General features: G+C 69.7%; 12 protein-coding genes. 8 read left to right on the top strand and 4 right to left on the bottom strand.

Annotation, left to right across the window (positions count from 1 at the left end; genetic code table 11):
• The first annotated feature begins 61 nt into the window (after positions 1–61).
• From WME83_RS40820 to WME83_RS40805, 4 genes are all read left to right on the top strand, one after another.
• Entirely contained in the window at positions 62–7,456 is a 7,395-nt protein-coding gene (locus WME83_RS40820; RefSeq protein ID WP_437315115.1) for a toxin TcdB middle/N-terminal domain-containing protein, read from the top strand.
• Positions 7,449–7,676: a DUF2283 domain-containing protein gene (locus WME83_RS40815; protein ID WP_437315114.1), complete on the top strand. Its 228-nt coding sequence runs from the start codon at positions 7,449–7,451 to the stop codon at positions 7,674–7,676. Before WME83_RS40820 ends, WME83_RS40815 begins: the two co-directional genes overlap by 8 nt.
• Before the next feature lie 200 nt (positions 7,677–7,876).
• A complete protein-coding gene (locus WME83_RS40810) occupies positions 7,877–8,008 on the top strand; it encodes a hypothetical protein (protein ID WP_437315113.1) in 132 nt (43 codons plus the stop codon).
• Between the two features lie 637 nt (positions 8,009–8,645).
• Complete coding sequence (locus tag WME83_RS40805) at positions 8,646–9,092, top strand: hypothetical protein (RefSeq protein WP_437315112.1); 447 nt, start codon at positions 8,646–8,648, stop codon at positions 9,090–9,092.
• Between the two features lie 30 nt (positions 9,093–9,122).
• Here WME83_RS40805 and mscL read toward each other — a convergent pair whose 3' ends face one another.
• Positions 9,123–9,572 (bottom strand): large conductance mechanosensitive channel protein MscL, encoded by a 450-nt coding sequence (gene mscL / locus WME83_RS40800; RefSeq protein ID WP_061624051.1) that lies wholly within the window; start codon positions 9,570–9,572, stop codon positions 9,123–9,125.
• A gap of 469 nt (positions 9,573–10,041) precedes the next feature.
• Between mscL and WME83_RS40795 the strand changes: the two genes are divergently transcribed.
• Both WME83_RS40795 and WME83_RS40790 read left to right on the top strand, forming a co-directional pair.
• Positions 10,042–10,647 (top strand): 5-formyltetrahydrofolate cyclo-ligase, encoded by a 606-nt coding sequence (locus WME83_RS40795; RefSeq protein ID WP_437315111.1) that lies wholly within the window; start codon positions 10,042–10,044, stop codon positions 10,645–10,647.
• Positions 10,647–13,196 carry a hypothetical protein gene (locus tag WME83_RS40790; protein ID WP_437315110.1) on the top strand — a complete coding sequence of 850 codons (2,550 nt, stop codon included), beginning with the start codon at positions 10,647–10,649 and terminating at the stop codon, positions 13,194–13,196. The genes WME83_RS40795 and WME83_RS40790 overlap by 1 nt, the downstream gene beginning before the upstream one ends.
• Positions 13,197–13,764: 568 nt before the next feature.
• On the opposite strand, the gene WME83_RS40785 is transcribed toward WME83_RS40790, so the two are convergent.
• Positions 13,765–14,094: a PilZ domain-containing protein gene (locus WME83_RS40785; protein WP_020740063.1), complete on the bottom strand. Its 330-nt coding sequence runs from the start codon at positions 14,092–14,094 to the stop codon at positions 13,765–13,767.
• 155 nt (positions 14,095–14,249) lie between these two features.
• On the opposite strand from WME83_RS40785, the gene WME83_RS40780 reads away from it, so the two are divergent.
• Positions 14,250–14,426, top strand: a complete 177-nt coding sequence (locus WME83_RS40780) for a hypothetical protein (RefSeq protein WP_159397796.1) — start codon at positions 14,250–14,252, stop codon at positions 14,424–14,426.
• Between the two features lie 1,149 nt (positions 14,427–15,575).
• Positions 15,576–17,474, top strand: a complete 1,899-nt coding sequence (locus WME83_RS40775) for a right-handed parallel beta-helix repeat-containing protein (RefSeq protein ID WP_437315109.1) — start codon at positions 15,576–15,578, stop codon at positions 17,472–17,474.
• 272 nt (positions 17,475–17,746) lie between these two features.
• Here WME83_RS40775 and WME83_RS40770 read toward each other — a convergent pair whose 3' ends face one another.
• Together WME83_RS40770 and WME83_RS40765 are read right to left on the bottom strand one after the other, a co-directional pair.
• Complete coding sequence (locus WME83_RS40770) at positions 17,747–19,633, bottom strand: hypothetical protein (protein ID WP_437315108.1); 1,887 nt, start codon at positions 19,631–19,633, stop codon at positions 17,747–17,749.
• Between the two features lie 744 nt (positions 19,634–20,377).
• Positions 20,378–22,432 carry a M3 family metallopeptidase gene (locus WME83_RS40765; RefSeq protein WP_437315107.1) on the bottom strand — a complete coding sequence of 685 codons (2,055 nt, stop codon included), beginning with the start codon at positions 22,430–22,432 and terminating at the stop codon, positions 20,378–20,380.
• Positions 22,433–22,504 lie beyond the last annotated feature (72 nt).

Here is a 22,504-nt window from a genome sequence, read left to right as displayed (position 1 = left end):
CGGCGCGGGGCCGCCGGTCTGCGATCCCCATGGCGGGCTGGGCGTCGGCGTCTCGTTCGGCATGGACGAGGACGAGGTCGCCTTCACCGACATCAACGGCGACGGGCTCCCTGATTTCGTGGGGAGCAACGGGGTCTGGCTGAACGCGCTCCCGGATCGGTCGAGCCCGAACGCGTTCTCCCCGGAGAGCGCCGGCAGCACGCACCAGATCACGGCCAGCCTCCAGGGGGCGATCCACTTCTTCCAGGAGCTCGGGGGCGCCGGGATCAACCAGGCCTGGACGACCGCCACCGCGCAGCGCGTGCTGCTCGACATCAACGGCGACGGCTTCCCGGAGCTGTTCGGTCGGAGCGGGGCGACGCTGAACCCGAACAACGCGCGGCTCGGGTCGGGCGCGAGCGGCGCCGCCTTCACCGTCGACGAGGACTTCAGCGACGGCGAGCAGGTCGCGCAGCTCGGCAAGGCGTTCTACCGGACCAGCCCGCTGGTGAAGTGGACGCCGCCATTGGATGGCATCGTCGTCATCGACGGCGGCGTGTCGCTGGCCGGCGGCGGCGTGGGAGACGGGGTGACGGCGTCGATCACGAAGGCGATCTGGGCGCCGCGGCCGGGCGACCTGGGGCATCACGAGCGCCAGCTGCTCTGGCAACGAGAGATCGGGCCGAGCGATGCGGCGTGTGTTCCCGAGGGCGAGGGAGGTTGCGGGAACGGCATCCAGGTCCGCGTTCGTCCGATGGATGCGCTCTATTTCCGGGTGGATCCGAAGGACGATATCGAGGGTGACAGCACGCGCTGGAACCCGCGCATCCGCTACACGGAGCGCTGCACGTCGGCGACCTGCGTGCCGATCTTCGGGCCGGACCTGAGGCGCCGCGACGCGCTCGGGCGTCCGCTGTACGTCTACACCTTCGCGGACGACTTCTCGGTGCTGGACCGGAACGTTCCAGGCTGGGCCGCGGGCGCGGACGGGCAGGTCACGGTCCAGGCGAGCTTCGTTCGGACCGACGCGGACGACGCGTTCGACGTGCGGCTCGTGCGCCGGGACGTCGATTCGGGGGAGCAGGTCGAGCTTCACCGGACGACGGTGTCGGGAGCGCAGCTCAGCACCGAGATCGCCTGGCCTGTCGCGGTGCTCCAGGGAGATCTCCTGTTCCTGTACGCTGAGCTGAGCGACAACACGGTCGACCCGTCGCGCGTCCAGTACCAGGGGTTCGCCAGGTACACCGAGGTGTGCGGCCACGACGCGGATCCGGGCAGGTGCCGCGCGGTCGAGTCGTGTGCGGAGAGGCCCGGCGCGCCCTCCGGAAGGAGGGAGTGCGCGCTCGAAGCGTTGCCGGGCGATGGCGGGCCGATCTCGGTGCCCGAGGCGTCGATCGTCGTGCCGGTGCAGCTGAGCGACAGCGGCCTCGGCGGCGCGCCGCTGGACCTGGCGCGGCTGATCGTGCCCGAGAGCGGGACGGTCCGCCTGATCGGCACCGTCTCCAAGGAGGAGACGCAAGGGCCGGTGAGCCTGCGGGTGGATCGGGGGAGCGAGCGGCTGTTCCGGGAGCTGCTCGGAGGGGCGGCGATCTCGCCGGCCCGGAGCGTGCCTGATCCGAGCGATCCGGTGGTGTTCCCGGTGCAGGCGGGCGACGAGCTCGCGTTCACGAAGTTCTTCGAGCTTGAAGAGGACCTGGGCCCTGGCCTTCCGGAGCCCGGGTCGCCGGTGTCATGGCTGCCGCAGCTCGTGTTCGACGAGACGGGCACCGTGCTCGACGTGCCGACGGTGAATGCGCGGCTGACGCCGGACGGGCAGCTGGACGCCCGCATGGTGGGCGGGTTCCGGGGCTTCAGCTACGGCGAGTGGACGACGGAGTATCCGTTCGACGACAACCAGATCAACAAGCGGCCCGAGGAGAACAAGCCGCCTTATTTCACGCGCGTCGAGCCCCACTGGGAGGGCTACCACGCGGGCTGGTCGCCGGAGGACGCCGGCTTTCCGCTCGTGGGCAGCATCAGCGGCCCGGTGTTCCGCGGCTCGGGCGCGGACATGTACATCACGGCCGGAGAGCTCAAGCCGTCGCGCGTCGGCGGGGTCAGGCCGGAGGACGTGGCCAATGTGCCGGGGCTGCGCAAGAGCCACAGCAGCTCGACGTCGCAGGATGTCGCGCTCATCGGGTCGTTCCAGGTGACGACCGGGACGACCGAGTCGAAGCTGGAGCTGATCGACGTCAACGGCGACCGGCGGCCGGACGCGGTCACGCAGGGCAGCGTGCGCGTGCAGACGTGCGGAGGCGGCCGGTGTGACGGACAGCAGCCGGGGGAGTACGGCGACCTGACGCTCGAGGGGCCGGGCGACTTCCGGGAGTTTGAGAACGCGAGCGCGCGGTTCGGGTTCGGCTTCGGGTCCGCGGCGTCGTCGCTCGCGGACAAGATCGAGGCGAGCGGGAAGACCTCGGCGGTGCTCAGCGTGCTGCCCTCTCTCGGCAAGAGCTGGGGCACGTCGCAGACGACGCGCGACCTCCTGGACGTCAACGGCGACGGGCTCCCGGACAAGGTGAGGAGCGAGGGCGGCGTGCTCTACGCGCGCCTGAACCTGGGCTACCGCTTCGCGGACGAGCGCGCCTGGGCGGTGCTCGATCCGGGCGGTGATCCGTTCGAGCCCTTGCCGGAGGTCGAAGGGGATCCGCTCACCGCGCTGAGCCGGGTCTGGTCCGCGGCGCAGCTCGCGTCGGTGCGGGTGCAGGACAACACGACGAACAGCCTTCAGGTCGGCTACGCGGGGATCGGCGGCGGCATCGCGCACACGGTGAGCCGGACGCTGGCCGACTTCGTGGATCTGAACGGCGACGGGCTGCCCGACCGGGTGAGCAAGCAGCCTGGACAGGACTACTACCGGGTGCGGCTGAACCTCGGGGACGGCTTTGGACCGGAGGAGAAGTGGAGCGCGCCGGCGGTGAGCGGCAGCCTGCCGTGGGGCGTTGCGCTGGAGAAGGACTTCACGAAGGAGATCAACGGCAGCAACGACGCGCTGTCGTTCTCCGAGACGACGGCGTTCAACGCGGGTTACGGCGTGCCGCTCAAGATCACGACGCCGTACGTGTGCATCATCGTCGAGATCGCGGCGCAGCTCGGGTTGAACGACGGTCGGACGGAGCTCGGATGGGACGACCTCGACGGCGACGGCACGGTCGATCACGTACTGAAGCTGAGCGACGGGATGCTGCGCGAGAGCGACGGTGCGCTGCGGGCGCGGCTGAATCTGACGGGCAAGACCAACCGGCTGCGGCGCGTGGTCCGGCCGCTTGGCGGCAGCTTCCAGCTGGACTATGCCCGCGAGGGCAACAGGGTGGCGTATGCGAGCAGCCCGGACGAGCTGAGCGTGGACATGCCCGGCAGCAAGTGGGTGCTGTCGCGGGTCGAGGTGGACGACGGCATGGGCACGCCGGCGTATGTCCACACGTTCGATTACCACCAGAGCGGGTTCTACGACCGCGCGGAGCGCGAGGATTACGGCTTCGCGCAGGTGACGTCGACGCGCGAGGACGGCTCGCAAATCGTCACGCGGTACCACAATCAGGACTACTACCGCCGCGGGCTGGTGAGGGAGGTGCGCGAGCAGGACGCCGAGGGGCGGCTGTTCAGCCGAGAGCAGGTGGTTTACCGCTCGCCCGGGGCGTTGCCGACGCTGACGGGCTCGTTCTTCCCCGAGGAAGAGCTGCGGACGACGTCCTGGTACGAGGGGAAGACCACGGACCCGAGCGCGCCTGGCAAGCAGGCGAGCGAGGAGCGCGACTGGGACGACCGCGGCAACCTGATCCAGCTGACGGAGCACGGCGAGCCAGGCACGCTGGACGACGACGTCACGACCACGATCCACTACGTGACGTACGACGGGCCGCACATCGTGCGGGCGGACAGCGTCGAGGCGCGCGACAGCGCGGGCACGCTGCTGCGCAAGCGCACCGCCGTGTACAACGGGACGACCGGCGCGGTGGCGTCGATCTCGAGCACGGTGATCGGCGGCAAGGAGCCGGCGACAGGCGCGCCGTATACGGGCGACGCGTCGACGAATCCAACATGGGAATTCTCGCACGACGCGTACGGCAACCTCGAGGAGGCGATCGACCCGCGGGGCTTCACGCTCACGTATGAGTACGACGAGATTGCGGAGACGTACCTCGTTCGGGTGAGCGATTCGTTCGGGTATTCCTCGGAGAGAGCACCGGATTACCGCTACGGCGCGATCAGCGCGGTCCAGGACGTCAACGGCCACGAGGTGCACTACGGTTACGACGCGTTCGGCCGGCTGACCGAGGTGTTCGGCCCGAACGACGCGCCCACGGCGGCGGAGGCGACGATCGCGTTCGAGTATGCGCTCCAGCCGGGGGCGAGCCCGCTGGTTCCGGCGTGGGCGCGCACGCGGCACAAGGACGTGCAGCATCCGGGCGATCCGATCGACACGGTGACGTTCATCGACGGGCTCGACCGGGTGATCCAGACGAAGAAGGACCTCGAGAAGGATCAGGGCCCGGGGGCGGATCCGATCGTGGGCATGACCGTGAGCGGGCGGGTGGTGCTCGACGAGCGGGGGCGCGTCGCGCTGCAGGGGCAGCCGGTGTTCGATACCGGCGAGGCGACGGCGTTCGTGGACGTGCCGCTGAAGAACGCGACGGTGTTCGAGTACGACGTGCTATCGCGGGTGATCGAGCAGCGGGAGCCGGACGACGAGGCCGGCGAGGCGGTGACCACGACGAGCTACGACATCGAGGCGCTCGATGGTGTGGCGATGTTCGTCGCGACGGAGATCGACCCGAACGGGAAGGTGCGCACGGCGTACCAGGACGTGGACAACGCGATCGTGGCGGTCGAGGAGCGCAATCGGCTGCACGGAGCGGAGACGTGGACCACGCTGGTGACGCGCTACGGGTACAACGCGGTGGACGAGCTCGTGCGGGTGACCGATGCGCGCGGGAATGTCACGACCGCGGAGTACGACACGGTGGGGCGGATGGTGGCGCTGACCAGCCCGGACATGGGCCGTACGGAGTGGCGTTACGACCTGTCGGGCAACGTCGGCGCGCGGCAGACGGCGAAGCTGGCGGTGGAAGGTGCGAGCAAGCTGATCCGGTATGAGTACGCGTTCAACCGGATCGCGCGGGTGGATTACCCGGACTCGACGGACGTGACGTACGCGTACGGCGCGCCGGACGCGGCGGGCGACGAGCACGGCAACCGGGCCGGGCGGCTCGTCGAGGAGCAGAGCGAGGCGGGGAAGAGGACGTTTGCGTACGACCGGCTCGGGAACGTCGCGCAGCTGACGACCGAGTTCCCCCGGATCCGCGAGCCGCACCGGGGGCCGTACCAGGCGACGATGGAGTACGCGTTCGACGCGTTCGGGCGGCTCCTGTCGATGAAGTTCCCCGGTTCCGGTGCCGAGGTGGTGACGTACGGCTACGACCGAGGCGGCCTGGTTCGGTCGGCCGTGGGCACGAACACCCAGCCGAACCCGCAACACCCGGACGAGCCGGCGACGACGCAGTACCTGCTGCACATCGGCTACGACGAGTTCGAGCAGCGGGTGCGCGTGGTGCACGGCAACGGGATCGCGACGTCGTACAGGTACTTCGAGAAGTCGCGGCGGCTTCAGGAGATCAACGCCGATCACCGCGACCGGTTCCTCGTGGAACGAGGGTTGCCGGCGAGGCCGTTCCAGCGGATGCGGTATGCGTACGACGCGGCGGGCAACCTGGAGCAGGTGCGGAACGAGGCGCCGTACGACCAGGAGATGCCGGGCTCGGTGCTGGTCGGGCCGACGACGCACGATTACGGGTACGACGATCTCTATCAGCTGATCTCGGCGAGCGGGACGTACCAGGACCGGAGGGACTGGCAGTACCGGTACCGGCTGTCGTTCAAGTTCGACGAGATCGGCAACATCCTGACGAAGGACCAGGCGAGCTACCGGTTCGTGCCGGATGGCAGCGGCGGATGGCGGGAGGATCACGCGATCCGGGAGCAGACGTACCGGTCGGTGTACCAGTACACGGGTCCACAGCCGCACGCGCCCAGGCACATCGACGAGCACCTCGTGGCGGAGTCGGTGCCGTGGCCGCGGGTGATGAGCTACGACGCCAGCGGCAACCAGACCGGCTGGGTCTACCGGGACGCGACGCGGCGCACGACAGCGTGGAACGAGGAGAACCGCGTCTCGCGGGTGAGCCAGAACGGGCAGGAGCTGTCGCGCGTGCTCTACGACGGCGACGGCGAGCGGCGGGTGCACCTGCACCGCATCAGCGGCGAGGAGGAGACGGCCTACCACGACCAGCACCTGACGCTGCGGGACGGGCGGTTCATCACCAAGCACATCTACGCGGGGCAGACGCGCATCGCGAGCAAGATGGATCCGGACTGGTTCCGGGACCCGCCGACGATCTACTACCACCCGGACCACCTGGGCAGCACGAGCTTCGCGTCGAACAACGAGCAGACGCTGACGCAGCGGGACGAGTACTTCCCGACCGGCGAGCTGTGGATCGACGCGTCGGACTCGCGGTACGAGCTGCGGCGGGCGTACGTGTTCACCGGCAAGGAGCTCGACCAGGCGACGGGGCTCTACTACTTCGGAGCGCGGTACTACGACCCGCGGATCAACGTGTGGCTGAGCCCGGACCCGATCCTGGACGAGTACATGGCGGGAGGGCCGGGCGCGGGGGTGTTCAACCCGGGGAACCTGGGGCTGTACAGCTACACGCTGAACAACCCGGTCAGTCTGCTCGATCCCGATGGGCGGCAGGCGTTTGGTGGACACCGGAACTTCCCGCCCGGCGGCGTCGGGATGGGGGGCTGCCGGAGCCCGAGCTGCTGGACCGGGCCCGAGGGCGCTCGCTTTCATCAGATGATGCAGATGCAGCGCATGGCGGAGCAGCGGGCGCAGGGCAAGACGTCCGTCAGCCCGGCGGCGGCTCCTCCTCGGACGGTGCGCATGGGCGGCGTGAACCAGCAGCCGGTGCTGCCGCCGCGGCCCGCTGGCCAGCAGCAGGCGGCATCGCAGCCGGCGCAGGCAGCGCAGCCGGCGAAGCCGCCGCAGCCAGCACCGGCAGCGCAGCCGACGAAGCCCGCGCAGGCGATGAAGGGGGGGCAGGCAGCTGCGAAGCAGCCTACATCCGAAGGAACAACGAAGGAAAGACTGAGCATTCCGATCAAGAAGATCGTGAATAGCAACATGCCCCACGCTGCCGAAAGAGCAGTTGAGCGCGCAGGCTTCGGCAGCGTGAAGGAGGCCCGAGCCGCGCTCCAGGAGTTCGGGGCGAGCATAGAAAAGGGTGGCCTCCCGAGTGGAGCCATTCGAGACACTGCACACGCTGATCGGGTGATTGTCCCTGGGTTCGGGAAACGGGGTGCTGTCGTCTATCAGGTCAAAGATGGAACCCTAAAACTGAAAACGGTATTGGAGTGGAGGCCACAACATGAGTGATTCGAGTTCGGGAAAGAGTAGCGGAACATTTGAGCTGCGCGTGTCCGAGGATGATGCCGACGTGGCTTATCTTCGTTTGCCATCTCATCCTGGGACCAGTCCGTGCAAGATGTCCAAGTCAGTTCGGCTTCATGACCTTATCGGAGACTATGATGGCCCAGATGTGGTACTTGATTTCGATATTAGAGGCATCCTTGTTGGGATCGAAATTCTTGCATAGGCCGTTTCAGAGTCAACGTTGTTCATTGACAACGATTTGTGAATCGATCAATAGTCTTCGAACCGAAGCTAAATATATCTAGCGCTCTACCACGAATCGAAAGCGGCCAACTACAGTATGACCCAGGTCTCGACAATCTGAGGTCTGTGCTTTGGGACATATGTAAACCCTAGAACCGCTGGAGTCATCTTTGTCGGTCCATGTGCCAGTACGCCGGTCCGCAGCCGCACGCGCCCAGGCACATCGACGAGCACCTCGTGGCGGAGTCGATGCCGTGGCCGCCGGTGATGAGCTACGAAGGGACTCAGCTTCAGAGCGACAAGTCCAAGTGAGATCAAGCGAGAGCAGCAAACATGGTTTGGGAGATTGAACGTTGCGACTGGTCAAAGTTGCGCGCCGCAGGCGATGCATCAGGGATCCCAGATGCGATTCGGCAGCTCCAATGTGCCAAAACAGAGATCGATGCGGTGGCATCATACTGGAAGATCGACAATGTTGTGGTCGTTCAAGGAGCTGTTTATCAAGCGGCTCTGGCAACGGTGCCGTGTCTCATAGAGGTTTTGCTGCGATGTACTCGCGTGGCTCGCCCCCCCCCCAGGTACTGGAGCTCCTGGTGCAGATCGGCAGCGGCGAAGGATCGGAGTCGGAGCTTGCACACGGCGAAATAGACCTGGTCAATCGATGTCTGCGAGAGCTATCGAGGGGAGTCGCCATTTATTTGCACATCCTCGAGTCCAGCTCAGATCCTGGCGAGCGCGCCTCTTGTGTTGACCTCCTAGGATTATCGTGCAGGGCCGATGGTTAGCTGCGAGAGAGGATCTCATGGTACCTCGCTCGCCTTCGCTCTCAGGAGATCTCAGAAGGACTGCAGAGCCTGATATCCAGCTGGTTCGAAGAGCTAGGGCCCTCACCGCCATAGTGAGCTCGTGACGGGGGACGGAGTGCAACGAGGAGAACCGCGTCTCACGGGTGAGCCAGAACGGGCAGGAGCTGTCGCGCGTGCTCTACGACGGCGACGGCGAGCGGCGGGTGCACCTGCACCGCATCAGCGGCGAGGAGGAGACGGCCTACCACGATCAGCACCTGACGCTGCGGGACGGGCGGTTCATCACCAAGCACATCTACGCGGGGCAGACGCGCATCGCGAGCAAGATGGACCCGGACTGGTTCCGGGATCCGCCGACGATCTACTACCACCCGGACCACCAGGGCAGCACGAGCTTCGCGTCGAACAACGAGCAGACGTTGACGCAGCGGGACGAGTACTTCCCGACCGGGGAGCTGTGGATCGACGCGTCGGACTCGCGGTACGAGCTGCGGCGAGCGTACGTGTTCACCGGCAAGGAGCTCGACCAGGCGACGGGGCTCTACTACTTGCGAAGACGGGACGAGCGCGTTCTTGAGCCTGTTTGGTAACAGCCCCCCGCCGCCGGCCCCTCCGCGGCCCTACGCCGCCTTCAGCGTCGTCGTGCAATGCCCGCAGCGCACCGCCTTGATGGGGATGCTCATCGCGCACTCGGGGCAGTCCTTGGTCGTCGCGGCCTCCTCGTGCTTTCTCTGGAGCTTCCCCATGAGCTGCATCAGCAGGAACACGCAAAAGGCGATGATGAAGAAGCTCACCAGGTTGTTGATGACCTGGCCATACTGAAGCAGGACCGCGCCCGCCTTCACCATCTCGTCTGCGTTCGCGTAGGGACCGGGGCCGCTCGGCGCCTTCAGGACGATGTAGTGCCGGCTGAAGTCGATGCCGCCCGTCACCAGGCCGATCGGCGGCATGATCAGGTGATCGACGAGGGACTTGACGATGTTGCCGAACGCCGCGCCGATCACGACGCCGACCGCCATGTCGACGACGTTGCCACGAATCGCAAACTTCTTGAAATCGTCCCAGAACATCGCTCTCCTCCCATCGCCGAGGGCCGCGGCTCGCGCAGGCGACTCCGGCTCGGTCATCGCTTTATCGCAACTTCGGCGCTGCCAACAGACACCCTGTCCACGCCGCCCACGCGGCCGGCGCCGCCAGCACAAACGGTGCCACCGAGCTCCTCCGTGAGCTCATCCCGGCCCGCCGGTCGCGACCGCCTCGGTCCGCCTCGTGCGCCCGCTCGCGCTCCTCCCGCGCCTCCCTCCCGTTCCACCCCCGACCTCGCCCCGCTCCCCGCTCCCCGTGCCCGCCGCTCGCCCACTCCAGAGCCCGCCCTCAGCCCCCTCCTGCACCCGCCGTCTCGCCCCACCCCCGCGCTCCCCCCTGCAAATCCGCCCCACCCCGCGCCCCCCATCTCCACCCCCCGCCGATTTCTCACACACCGGTTCCCCGATCCCGCCCCGCCTCTCTAGGATGCGCCCCGGAGGACCCACCCCCGCCATGGACCCCGACACCGAAGCCGCCCTGCGCTACCGCGCGAAAGCCGAGCTGCGGAAGCGCGCCCGGGCGGTCCGCAACTCGATCCCCCGCGACGCCATCCTCGAGCGCTCCCGCCGCATCGTCCGCGCCCTCGCCGAGCTCCCGGCCGTCGTCGCCGCTCGGCGCGTCGCGCTCTTCTACCCGATCGAGGACCGCAACGAGGTCGACCTCCGCGAGCTCGAGCCGCTCCTCCGCGCCCGCGGCGTCCAGGTCGCCTACCCCGCCATCGACCCCGAGTCGCGCGCCATGACCTTCCGCTTCGTCGCCGACCCCGAGGCCATGCAGGAGCGCGGCCTCGGCTTCCGCGAGCCCGACCCCGCCGACGAGGAGGCCGCCGCGCTCGACGTCATCGTCGTCCCCGCCCTCCAGATCGACGCCCGCGGCCACCGCATCGGCTACGGCGCCGGCTACTACGACAGCACCCTGCCGCGCTTCTGCCCCCCGGCGCACGCCGTCGGCGTCGCCTTCGACTTCCAGCTCATCGCCGAGGTGCCGGCCACCGATGGCGACGTCCCCCTCGGGACCATCGTGACCGACGCCCGCGTGCTCGCCGCCGAGCCCGCCTGATGCCCAACGGACCGCTGCCCAAGAACCCGGTGGAAGGGGAGACCGGCACCGCAAGGCCCGTCCTCATCGCCGCCCTCGCGTCCGGCGCGATGATCGCCCAGCAGGTCGCCGGCCGCGCCACCCGCGACGCCCTCTTCCTCGCCGCCTTCGGCGCCGCCGACGTCCCCAAGGTCATGGCCGCCGGCGCGGCGCTCTCGTTCGGCGCGGTCCTCCTGCTCTCGCGCGCCCTCCTGCAGCTCTCGCCCGCGCGCGTCGTCCCCGCCACCTGCGCCGCGAGCTCCGTCCTCCTCGCCCTCGAGTGGGCCCTCGCCCTGCGCGCGCCCGGCGCCGCCGCCCTGGTCTTCTACCTGCACGTCGCCGTCTTCGGCGCGACCCTCATCTCCGCCTTCTGGTCGCTCGTCAACGAGCGCTTCGACCCCCACACCGCCCGCCACTCCATGGGGCGCATCGCCGGCGGCGGCACGCTCGGCGGCGTCATCGGCGGTCTGTTCGCCTGGCGCGCCGGCCACCTGATGGACGCCCCGACCATGCTCCTGGCCCTCGCCGGCCTGAGCGGGCTGGCCGCCCTGGCGACCTACCTCCTCGGCGCGAGCCTCCCGGGCGCGACCGCGGCCCGCGCCGACGGCCACGCCGAACACCACGCCGGCGCCGCCGCCGCCGGCTCCACCGCCGCCAGCACCACCGCCGACAGCCCCTCCGGCCTCCGCGCCCTGCGCGAGAGCCCCCACCTGCGCGACCTCGCCCTGCTCGTCGGCCTCGGCGCCGTGAGCGGCGCGCTCTTCGACGTGGCCCTCAGCGCCGAGGCCGCCCACGCGATGCGCGACCGCAACGAGCTCCTCTCGTTCTTCGCCCTCTTCCACCTCTCGGTCAGCCTGCTCTCGTTCCTCGTGCAGTCGCTCGCCGCCACCCTCTCGCTCGACCGGCTCGGGCTCGCCGCCACCATCGGCATCCTCCCGGTCGCCGTCCTCACGAGCTCCCTCTCCGTCGTGGTCGCGCCGCGCCTCTGGTCCGCCTCCATCGTCCGCGCCACCGAGGCGGTGCTCCGGAACTCCCTCTTCCGCTCGGGCTACGAGCTGCTCTACACGCCCCTACCCCCGGACCAGAAGCGGTCGATCAAGACCCTCATCGACGTCGGCTTCGACCGCATCGGCACCGCGGCCGGCAGCGGCCTCGCCATGGTCCTGCTCGCGCTCGCGCCGGACGCGTCGCTGCCGCTCCTCATCGGCCTCGGCACCGCGGCGGCGGGCGTCACCCTGCTCTTCACGCCGCGGCTCCACCGGGGCTACGTCGCCGCGCTCGAGGGCAGCCTGCGCTCCGGCGCCGTCTCGCTCGACCCGGCCAACGTCGTCGACGCGACCACCCGCCGCACCCTGAGCGGCACCGTCGACGCGCTCAGCCGCGACAAGGTGCTCGCCGAGCTCGCCGCCCTCCGGAAGGGGACGGCCGCGCGCGCCGACGCCGGGCGCGCCCCCGGCGACGGCGAGCGCACCTCGTACGCCGGCCCGCCGATCTCCGCACGGCCGTCGGTCTCCGCCGGCGGCTCCGGCGACGGCCCGCGCGCGCCGGCCGGCGAGCGCAAGATCGCCGAGGGGCCGCTCTCGGCGCGCTCCGCGTCGGCCGCGCTCTCGTCCGACCCGGTGCTCGCGGCGGTCGCCGACCTCCGCTCGGGCGAGCCCGAGCGCATCCGCCGGGCCCTCGCCCGGGAGCCCGACCCCGTGCTCGTCCCGCACCTCCTCCCGCTCCTCGAGCGCGACGGGCTCATCTCGGAGGCGATCCGCGCGCTCCGTGCCGTCGCCCCCCGCGCGACCGGCCAGCTCCTCGACGCGCTGCTCGACCCGGCCGTGAGCCTCGCCGTCCGGCGCCGCGTCCCGCGCGTGCTCCAGGCCTGCCCCACCCAGCGCGCCGCCGACGGGCTGATGCTCGGCCTCGCCGACGAGCGCTTCGAGGTGCGCTACCAGTGCGGCGTGGCGCTCGCGCGCCTGCTCCAGCAGCGCGCGCCGATCCACCTGCGCCGCGACGACGTGATCGCGGCGGCGACGCGGGAGATCGAGATCGACCGCCGCGTGTGGGACGCCCAGCCCCCGAACGCGTCCCCGGCGGTGGAGGCGCCCCTGGCCGAGCGGCTGCTGGTCGAGCGGACGAGCCGCAGCCTGGAGCACGTCTTCCGGGTGCTCTCGCTGTGCCTCGAGCGCGAGCCGCTCGAGATCGCCTACCGGGCGCTCCACGCCGACGACGCGCACCTGCGCGGGACCGCGCTCGAGTACCTGGAGAACGTGCTGCCGGCGCCCATCCGCGAGCGCCTCTGGCCCTACCTGGGCGCCCGCCCGGCCGCCCCCGCCGAGCCGCTGACCGCCGCCGAGCCCCGCGCCGGCGAGCCGGCCGCCGCGGCGCCGGCCGCCGCCGAGCCCCGCCCGGGTGAGCCCCGCGCCGCCGAGCCGCGCGTGGCGCGCCTGCCCGAGCAAGCGCTCGACGAGCTGCGCCGCTCTGCCGCCAAGTGGCCGCGGACGTCGATCTCCGCCGCGCGCCGGCGCAGGGAGCCGCGCACGTAGAGCGGCGCCCACGTCGCACGGCGCTCCCTTACGCAGCGGCGCGCGCTGGCGCCGGGCGGAGGCGTCACCGAGCGCCGAGCGGCGCGTCGATCCGGCGATCGACAAAAAGAAAAAGCGTCGCCGGGGCCCGGGGGGGGGAGAAGCCGCACCAGCAACGCTGACGTATGAATTAGCAGCTCGTGTGCCACCGTGAGAAGCTCAAAATTCACTGCGAAATCGCATAGATGTCCCGGGCGCATTCCCTCGCGTTGCACTCCTGCGATTTCATCCTTGCAGGCACGCATTGCGTCGAGGGCGGGCCGGCTCGTTGCGTGCTGGCGCACGGAATGAGCGCGGTCTTCAGCTGCGACTGCTACGCCGTGCGTCATCTCTCGTCCCCGTCTGCCGTCTGCCGTCTGCCGTCTCCCGTCTTCCGTCTTCCGTCTCCCGTGCTCGTCCTTCGTGCGCGTGCGCGTGCGCGTGCGCGATTCCCCGAAGTCAGCGCGCACGAGCACGCGCACGCGCACGCGCACGGGGACGAAGGACGGGGACGGGGGACGGGAGACGGCAGACGGGAGACGGGGACGATCTAGTGCAGCGGCTCCCGGCGCCGCGCCCTCTCGTCGAGGTGCTCGGCGATCGTGAGCCGGTCGGCGTCGCTCATGACCACGAAGCGGACGGCGAGCAGGTTGTCGCGGTCCCAGACCGGGCGGGCGCGCAGCCGGATGGGGCGACCGACCCCGAGGTCGAGCTCGAACGGGGTGACCGCCGGCAGCGCCCGGCCCGCGAGCCCGGGCGTGCGCTCGACGACCATCCCGGTCGGGGAGAGATCGATCGCGCGGCACCGGTGCCTGTGGCCGTCGACGAGCGCCGAGACGGGGAAGTCGACCTGGGCGCGCGCGCCCTGCCTGCGATCCATGCGTTCCTCCTGGGTCCTCGTGAGGCGCCGAGCGTAGGTCGCGCGGCTCGTCCGGGCCAAACATCGGGCGGGCGAGCCCCGCCGGAACCCCGCACCGCGGCGGCGCGATCCCGGCGCGGGTGCGATATGCTGGCGGCGCGAAAGGAAGGTCGGCGATGCCCACGTGCCGCGAGTGCGACAGCGAGGTCGACGAGCTCAAGACGATCAAGGTCGGAAGCAAGAAGAAGAAGGTCTGTGAAGACTGCGCCGATCGCGCGGCCCAGGAAGGCGCGATCGCCGAGGAGAGCGAGGCGGTGGTGCAGCAGATGATGGGCTTCAAAGGCAGGCGCTGAGCCCGCCCCGGCCCCGCTCGGCCCGCCGGACGCCCGAATCCAGGAGGAAGACGGGAATTCCCGAAAGGCAACGAGATCTCCTCCTGAGCCCGATTCATCCTTTTCCGTATTCCTGACAACCCGTTCAGTTTTCCGGCGCGGCCGGCGGCTTACTTTCCCGTGGCTGGCGGCGCGATGAACGGCGCGACGCGCGCGACGGCCGCGCGGGCGCGCCGGATCTCGTCGTCGAACGCCGCTCATTCGTGCCTCTCGGCGATCTCCCGCCCGATCGCCTCGATCTCGCCGGCGAGAACGCACCGGCGAGCGCGCTCGGATCCCCCGGGAACGGGCGCGGCTGCCGGCCGAACGGCCGCCGGCCGAACGCACGGCGCCCCGCCGAATCGCAATGGCCGAGATCCCCTCGCGGTCGCGAGCGCCGCAATGGAAGCTCTCCCCGGAGATCCGATCGGCGAATGACTCCGTCGCACGCGCGCCGAGGCGCGCTGGGCGTCGCCGCGGAGGCGCGCCCGGCGCACGTGGCACCGCCGCGCGCGCTCGAGGGGCCGCGGCAGCGGCTCGAAGCGTGAAAGGCGCTGCTCCTATGCGGGCGCGGTGAGATCGGCGCGATCACCGCTCCGCCCATCGCTGACGACGAATCGGTGCGCGCTCCGGCGAAGCACGCCGCCTCGGCGCGGCGTGGACGTCGCTCGCGAGCTCGACAGATGCGGGGAGAGGTAGGCAGAGGTCGTTAGGACGAACGGAGTTTCCGGTGTAGGTGCGCTTTGGCCCACAATTATGCGGGATTTTGACCATGAAAGAGCGAGCGAGCGGCCACATCGCTACACATTCCTCACATCAGCGGACGAGCTGCGCATTGCAGTTTTGCATCGAATTTTTGCAACCTTGATGTGAAAAGCGGCTGAGGTGTGCGACCTAATTGGCCGATCGTTTGATTTGCGAAAGCATTTCGTCTTGACCCTTTGCTCCAATCCAGGAATAAGTTGTCTCACGAGAGCGCCGGTATCCGCCCCTCTGGTGCTGAATGGTCTGCACCGATGGTTCGCGGCGCGAGGGTCTACAGCGGGAGGCTTCACTTCTGCCCCCTGTAGCCTTCGGCCGTTACGGTCCTGTTCACCGCAGGGGTTCGACGACGCCGGGGGAGAAAAAGCCATGCATTCGATTTCTCAAGGCTTTGGGTCGCGGTCGTTTGCCGCCGGTAAGTTCATCGCCTCGCTGTTGGCGATGTCGATCGTCGGCTCCGGCTGCGCGCCGCTCGACGAGGACGTGACCGCGGAGGATTGGGGCGCGGGGGAGCAGGCCGCCGGCACGACGTTCCTTGTCGGCCCTACGCGCACCTACAAGACCCTCAACGACGTCGCGAACCTGCTGAAGCCGGGCGACATCGTGGAGGTCGACGGCAACGTGACGTACCCGGGCAATATCCGGATCACGAGGGGGGGCACGGCCAGCGCGAAGATCACCATCCGCGGCAAGCGCGTCTCCGGGAAGCGCCCCATCCTCAAGGGCGGCACCAACACCATCGAGCTCAACGCGAACCACGTCGTGCTCGAGGGGTTCGATGTGACCGGCGGCACGTCCCGGTGTGTTTTCCACCATGGTCACGAAGTGACCATTCGCGACACGGTGGTCCACGACTGTCCAGCGCACGGCATCCTCGGCGCCGACAGCGACTCGGGCTCGCTGACGCTGGAGTACGTCGAGGTCTACAAGTGCGGGAGCGGGACGCAGAAGCACTCGATCTACATGGCCACGGACGAGAGCGCGTATCCGGGCGCCGTGTTCCGGATGCAGCACAGCTACGTCCACGACACAAACGGCGGCAACGCGGTGAAGTCCCGCGCGGAGCGGAACGAGATTTACTATAACTGGATCGAAGGCGGGCTCTACAAGGACCTCGAGCTCATCGGTCCGGACGGGCAGGATGAGGACCTCGCGCGGGAGGACTCCGATGTGGTCGGCAACGTCTTCCGCAAGACGCACACGCAGTACGTGGTGCGCGTCGGCGGCGACGGCACGGGCGACACGAAGGGGCGGTACCGGTTCGTCAACAACACCTTCCTGCTGATGCAGGGGTCGAACGCGGCGATCCACCTGTTCGACCGCATCGAGAGCATCGAGCTCCACAACAACGTCTTCCACCGCGTCGGCGGCGGCAGCGTCCAGGTCTTCCGCGACACCGAGGCGAAGTGGACGACCGGCAGCCCGGTGATCAAGGGCGTCAACAACGCGGTGCCCACGGGCTCGGTTGTGCCTTCCGCCTTCGCGAATACGCAGTTCGTGGACAATCCGGGCTTCACGAGCCTGGACCGGCGCGACGTGTCGCTGCTGTCGTCGAGCCCGCTCCTGAACAAGGGCGTGAGCCAGATCTCGGGGATCCCGGGGTACCCGTTCCCGAAGCCGCTGACGAGCCCGCTCTTCCACCCGCCGAAGGGGGCGCTCGAGGCCGTCGGCACCGCGCGGCAGCGGACGGCCGTGGGCGCGATGGACATCGGCGCCTTCGAGTTCGGCTCGGGGACGACGACGACGCCGACCCAGCCGACGACGCCGACCGAGCCGACGGAGCCGGAGCCGACGACACCAGACCCGGCGCCGTCGTGCCCGACCGTGGACGCTGGCGAGTGGGTGAACACGCCGCTGACGACGCAGTGGGGCACCTTCACGGCGACGTGGGACGTGACGCCGAGCGCGGCGAAGATCGACGGGGTCGTCGGGCTGTCGAGCGGGGCGGCGGATCAGTGGACCGAGCTCGCGGCGATCGTGATCTTCGACGAGCAGGGCAACGTCCGGGTCCGGAACGGCTCGCGGTACGAGGCGGCGACGGTGTTCCCGTACGTGGCCGGGAAGACGTACACGGTCCGGATGGTGGTCGAGACGTCGTCGCGGCGGTACTCGGTGTACATCCAGCCGAAGGGCGGCGCCGAGGTGCAGCTCGCGAACCGGTACGCCTTCAGGACCGAGCAGGCGCAGATCCGGTCGCTCAACAACTGGGCGATCACCCAGACCGTGGGGTCGGCGTCGCTCTCGGCGTGCAACTTCTCGATGAAGTGAGCCCGCCGGAGGGGGCGGCCGGTGGCATGAGCGCCGGGGCCCCCTCCTCCTCCTTACGCTTGGCTTAGAGGCCCGCCCGGGGGCCCGACCCGAGAGACCGTGCTCGTCGCGCGGCGCGGGGGTCCCGCCGGGCTCGCCTGTGACAAAGCTCCTCCGGCTCCGCCGCGAGGAGCTTTGTCCTTGGGGCTCAGACATCCGCCCTGCCCGCGCCGCGCGACGAGCACGGTCTCCTCGGGCCTGCGGATGGGGACGGACGGGCCGGGGAGGCTACGTCACGGGACGCGGAAGCCGTGGCGCAGGACCGGGAAGACGCCGAGGTAGAGGTCCGAGCTCGGCGCGACCTCGCCGATCGCGGGCCACTTCAGGTTCGAGCGCATGGCGCCGAGCTCGGCGACCTGGCCGCGCATGAAGTGGCGATAGAAGTGCAGGTAGTCCACCTCGCCGTTGGAGCCGTTGTAATAACCGTGCTGCTCGGCGCCGTGCAGGCCCTCGATGCCGTTGTAGAGGTGCAGCACGTTCTGGTTGTAGGACTCGTAGTTGTGCAGGGTCTCGTGGAGGAAGCCGGCGTTCAGGTTGTCCGAGCCCACGCTGGTGAAGCTGGTCGAGAAACCGATGTTCGTGCCGTCGAACGCCCACGCGATGTTGCTCACGCGCTCGACCGGGGAACCGTCGGCCCGGTGCTGCGAGAAGAAGTACACGACCATGTCGTACTGGCTCGCCAGAGAGCCAGTATCAGCCTCAGCGATGAAGCGCGTGGTGTCCCACCCGTCGTGGTTCTGCTCGATGATCGGCACGTCCTCGATGGTGGGCAGGACCTCGACGGTCCACCGCGCGAGCCCGTAGGACAGCGGCTCGAACCAGAGCTCGTTGGTCGCCTCGACCTGCGCGACGAGCGCCGTGACGTCGGCGTCGAAGAGCACGCCGGTGTTCGACGGGTCCGGCCCGCCCAGCGACGCGACATGGTTGATGCTGTTCCGGATGGGCAGGATCGCGATGCGCGTCTCCTCCTGGAGGGGGAGCGGCGGGGTCGACGTGATGTCGACGTTCAGGGGCGACGCGGCGACGGTCACCTGCTGCTCGAAGAACGAGCCGGTGTAATCGCGCGGCGGCAGCTCGCTGCTGAACCCGACGCCTATCCTGTAGTCGCCCGGCGGCAGCGACAGCGTGGTGGGCGTGACCCGCCCCGTGAAGACGTCGTTCACATACACCTTGCCAGGCGCGCCGCCGTCCCCCGTCACCGTCACGGGCTGGAACGCAGGCCGGTTCGGGGTCGCGACCGAGAACGTCCGATCCCACACGATGCCCGTCCGGACATCCAGGCCATTGCACACCGTCGCAGGGCACGCCTCGCTCACGACAGGCTGATCGTCCACCCAGAGCTCGACGCCGCCGGTCGCCGGACCCCCGGTGTTGAGGAGCTGGACGCGCACGTCGTTGGCGCCGCCCCCGAACCAGCCGCTCACGTCGATGCGCTGGCCGACGCTCGCCTCGCCGAGGTGGAACATCCTGCGCTGGAGGCCGTTCACCGAGACGACGAGCCGGTCGTCCACGCCCGAGACGCGCAGCTCGACCTTGGAAGCCTCGCCCGGCGGCTCCCCACCCACGAAGCGCAGGTTATCCACCAGGTAATCGGCGCTCGTGAACGGGACGTTGAGGACGATCTTGAACGTCAGGTCGCTGTAGGTCTGCTGCAGGGCGCTGACGACGCTCGGCGGCACGTCGAACGAGAGCGTGCCGTACACGTTGGCGTCGAGCTCGTCGAGGCTCACTTGACCCAGGTAGGCGCTGTGCACGCCGCGAGACGGGATGTCCACGGAGAGCTGCGCATTGCCGAAGTCGGGCGGCACCGGCGCCCGCAGGTCGAAGGCCAGCTTCGAGGTCACGCCGGACAGGGTGGTGAGCGGCGCGGAGCGGAGCTCCGCGAAGGCGAAATTTCTGAGCGCGAGCGCCGAGGCGCCCTGCGAGGCGCTGGAGCTGGCGCTCTTCACGGCGCCGGCGACGGTCCAGTCCGCAACGCTCTCGAACCCGAGCACCGAGGCCGGATCCGCGAGCCCCTGCGCCACCTGACCGACGGGCTGCTCGTCCGCCTCAGGCGCCTGAACGCAGGCGCCGAGCGCGAGCGCGCACGAGGTCGTTATCATGAAGCTCAAACGTCGCATCGTTGTTCTCCTTGATGAGTCCGGCGACCGTCGGTCGCCTCTGCCCTCCTGGATGCCATCCACCCAGGCGGCGATCGGTCGTTTCGTACGTGGCCGGCGGCCGCTTCGATGCAGGGCCGGATCGGCGCGAACGGTCCACGGGAGCGAGGCCGGATGAACCGGTTTTTTTGAGACGTCGCACGCCCCCCCATCGAACGCTCCTGTCAGACCGGATCGAGCCTGCCATCACGGGATCATGCAGCCGATAGGGAGGCTCGAAGTCAGGGGCGGCCGCGACCGGTGTTTAAATAGCGAGCTGAATTGTTTTATCAATTCGAGTCGCGCTCTTTATTTGCGGGCAGCACGATTTTGACTTCATGTATTCTTCAGGGTTCTTCACCGATGTTCACAAAGCCGATCCCGAGACGCCGCCGTCCTGGAGAGCGGTCGAGGTCTCCGTGGTTGCGGCGCGCGCGACGCACGGAGGGCCGCGCGCCGGGACGGGCATCGCGCGCCTCGGGCGCCCCGCCGGAGCTTGAATGAACCGGTCAATCGCTCCAGCGCGTCCGGCGCCGGCAGCGCGCTCGGGCTCGCCGGGCGCGGAGGCGCGCTCGTCCTGGGGCTACCTGGGGCGATGGGGTCGAGGGGGCGTCGGGAAGCCGTGGGGGCCGTCAGGGGCCCGGGCGGGGGAAGGCGGGCCTTCGGGGCGGGGGCCGGCAGGCGGCAGCGCCGGGCGGACCGCCGGAGGGCCGCCCCCCCGGGGGCTCAGGCGAGGCCGCTGCGCTGGAGCAGGGCGTCGAGGGTGGGCTCGCGGCCGCGGAAGCTCTTGTAGAGATCCATCGGGTCCTGCGTGTCGCCGAGCGCGAGGATCTGGCTCCGGAACGCGTCGCCCACCTTCCGGCTGAACAGGCCCTCTTCCTGGAAGCGGGAGAAGGCGTCGGCGTCGAGCACCTCGGCCCACTTGTACGAGTAGTAGCCGGCGGCGTAGCCCACCGGGCTCGAGAAGAGGTGGGAGAAGCCGGCGATCATCGCGTAGCCCTCGGGCAGCGGGACCGGCGAGTAGCGCTCGAGGACCTCGCGCGCGAACTCGACGACGTCGCCGCGCTCGGGGGTCCAGTCCACGTGGAGCGCGAGGTCGATCTCGGCGAAGCCGAGCTGCCGCATCGTCACGGCGCCGGCGCGGAACGTGCGGGCGGCGCGCATCCGCTGGAGCAGGTCGTCGGGGATGGGCGCGCCCGTCTCGTGGTGGCGCGCGAACAGATCGAGCGCCTCCCGCTCCCAGCACCAGTTCTCCATGATCTGCGAGGGGAGCTCGACGAAGTCCCAGGCGACGTTGGTGCCGGCGAGGCTCCGGATCGGCACCCGGCTGGAGGCGTGGTGCATCATGTGCCCGAACTCGTGGAACAGCGTCTCGACCTCGCGGTGGTTGAGCAGCGCGGGGCGGCCGCCGACCGGGGGGGTGAAGCTGCCCGCCAGGACCTCGAGGTGCCGCGCGTCCTCGCCGGCCGCGCGCCCGCCGTCGCTCGGCGCGCCCGTGACGAGCCCGTGCATCCAGGCGCCGTCGCGCTTCTGCTCGCGCGGGGCGAAGTCGAGGTAGAACGCGGCGCTCTGGGCGCCGTCCGCCTCGAGGAGCCGGTAGGCGCGGACGCTCGGGTGCCACGTGGGCGCGTCCTGCCAGGGCACGATGCGCACGCCGTAGAGGCGGTGGGCGATCTCGAACAGGCCGGAGACGACGCGATCCAGCGGGAAATAGGGGCGGAGCGCCTCGTCGTCGAAGTCGTAGCGGGCGCGGCGCAGCTTCTCGGCGTAGTAGGAGACGTCCCACGGCTCGAGCGGCGGCGCGCCCGGGCCCTCGATCTCGCGGCGGAAGGCGGCGAGCTCGTCCTTCTCGCGGGCGAACACCGGCTCGGTGCGCTCGCGCAGCGTCCCGACGAAGCGGCGCGCCTCGGCGCCCGTCTTGGCCATGCGATCCTCGAGCACGAGGTCGGCGAAGGTCGCGTAGCCGAGCAGCGTCGCCTTCTCGCGGCGGAGCTCGAGGATGCGGCGGATGAGCGGGCGGTTGTCGTGATCGCCCTCGGTCGCCCGCGTGTTGTAGGCGCGGTAGAAGCGCTCGCGGATCGAGGCGTCGTCGAGGTGCGTGAGGACCGGGATGTAGCTCGGCGCCTGCAGCGTGAAGCGGTAGCCCTTGACGCCCTTGTCCTGGGCGCTCTGGCGGGCGGCCTCGATCGCGCTCGGCGGCAGGCCGGCGAGGCGGGCCGGGTCCTCGACCACGAACTCGAAGGCGTTGGTGGCGTCGAGCACGTTCTGCGAGAAGCGCAGGGTGAGCGTCGCGAGCTCGACGTCGATCTCGGACAGGCGCTTCTTGCCGGGCGGGTCGAGCTCGGCGCCGCTCCGGCGGAAGTCGTCGAGGGTCTTCTTGAAGAAGCGGCGCCGCGGGCCGGTGAGCGCCTCGGCCTCGGGCGTGGCCGCGAACGCCTTGAGCGCGCCGTAGACGCCCTCGTTGAGGGCGATGCCGCTGAGGAACTCGCTGACCTCCGGCTGGACGGCGTTGTAGGCGGCGCGCAGCTCGGGCGTGGTGGACGTCGACTCGAGGTGCGAGACGACGTTCATGGCGCGGTCGAGCCGCTCGGTGACGGCCTCGAGCGCGTCGAGGGTGCTCTCGTAGGTGCGGGGGCCGGGCGTCGCGATGAGCGCCTCGAGCCGGGCGCGGGCGTCCGCGAGCAGCGCGCGCACCGCGGGCTCGACGTGCTCGCTCCGGATGCGATCGAACGGGATCTCGAAGCCGAGAGAGAGCAGGGGATTGTCGGTCGCTTCGGTCATGATCGTTCCTGGTTGGGCGTGAGGGGGCCGACGGACGGGGCGCGGCGCCGGCACCCTCGGCCGGTCCGCGCA

Origin of the sequence: Sorangium sp. So ce385, from assembly GCF_051474135.1 — a bacterium.
GTDB lineage: Bacteria > Myxococcota_A > Polyangia > Polyangiales > Polyangiaceae > Sorangium > Sorangium cellulosum_D.
Note: the sequence above shows the minus strand (reverse complement) of the source record. Positions and strands in the feature narration are given on the sequence as shown.

What these genes read in the sequence shown, in the direction of transcription:
- WME83_RS40820 (WP_437315115.1), top strand. Translation starts at nt 62, where the DNA reads ATGGACGAGGACGAGGTCGCCTTCACCGACATCAACGGCGACGGGCTC.
- WME83_RS40815 (WP_437315114.1), top strand. Translation starts at nt 7,449, where the DNA reads ATGAGTGATTCGAGTTCGGGAAAGAGTAGCGGAACATTTGAGCTGCGC.
- WME83_RS40810 (WP_437315113.1), top strand. Translation starts at nt 7,877, where the DNA reads ATGTGCCAGTACGCCGGTCCGCAGCCGCACGCGCCCAGGCACATCGAC.
- mscL (WP_061624051.1), bottom strand. Translation starts at nt 9,572, where the DNA reads ATGTTCTGGGACGATTTCAAGAAGTTTGCGATTCGTGGCAACGTCGTC.
- WME83_RS40795 (WP_437315111.1), top strand. Translation starts at nt 10,042, where the DNA reads ATGGACCCCGACACCGAAGCCGCCCTGCGCTACCGCGCGAAAGCCGAG.
- WME83_RS40790 (WP_437315110.1), top strand. Translation starts at nt 10,647, where the DNA reads ATGCCCAACGGACCGCTGCCCAAGAACCCGGTGGAAGGGGAGACCGGC.
- WME83_RS40785 (WP_020740063.1), bottom strand. Translation starts at nt 14,094, where the DNA reads ATGGATCGCAGGCAGGGCGCGCGCGCCCAGGTCGACTTCCCCGTCTCG.
- WME83_RS40780 (WP_159397796.1), top strand. Translation starts at nt 14,250, where the DNA reads ATGCCCACGTGCCGCGAGTGCGACAGCGAGGTCGACGAGCTCAAGACG.
- WME83_RS40775 (WP_437315109.1), top strand. Translation starts at nt 15,576, where the DNA reads ATGCATTCGATTTCTCAAGGCTTTGGGTCGCGGTCGTTTGCCGCCGGT.
- WME83_RS40770 (WP_437315108.1), bottom strand. Translation starts at nt 19,633, where the DNA reads ATGCGACGTTTGAGCTTCATGATAACGACCTCGTGCGCGCTCGCGCTC.
- WME83_RS40765 (WP_437315107.1), bottom strand. Translation starts at nt 22,432, where the DNA reads ATGACCGAAGCGACCGACAATCCCCTGCTCTCTCTCGGCTTCGAGATC.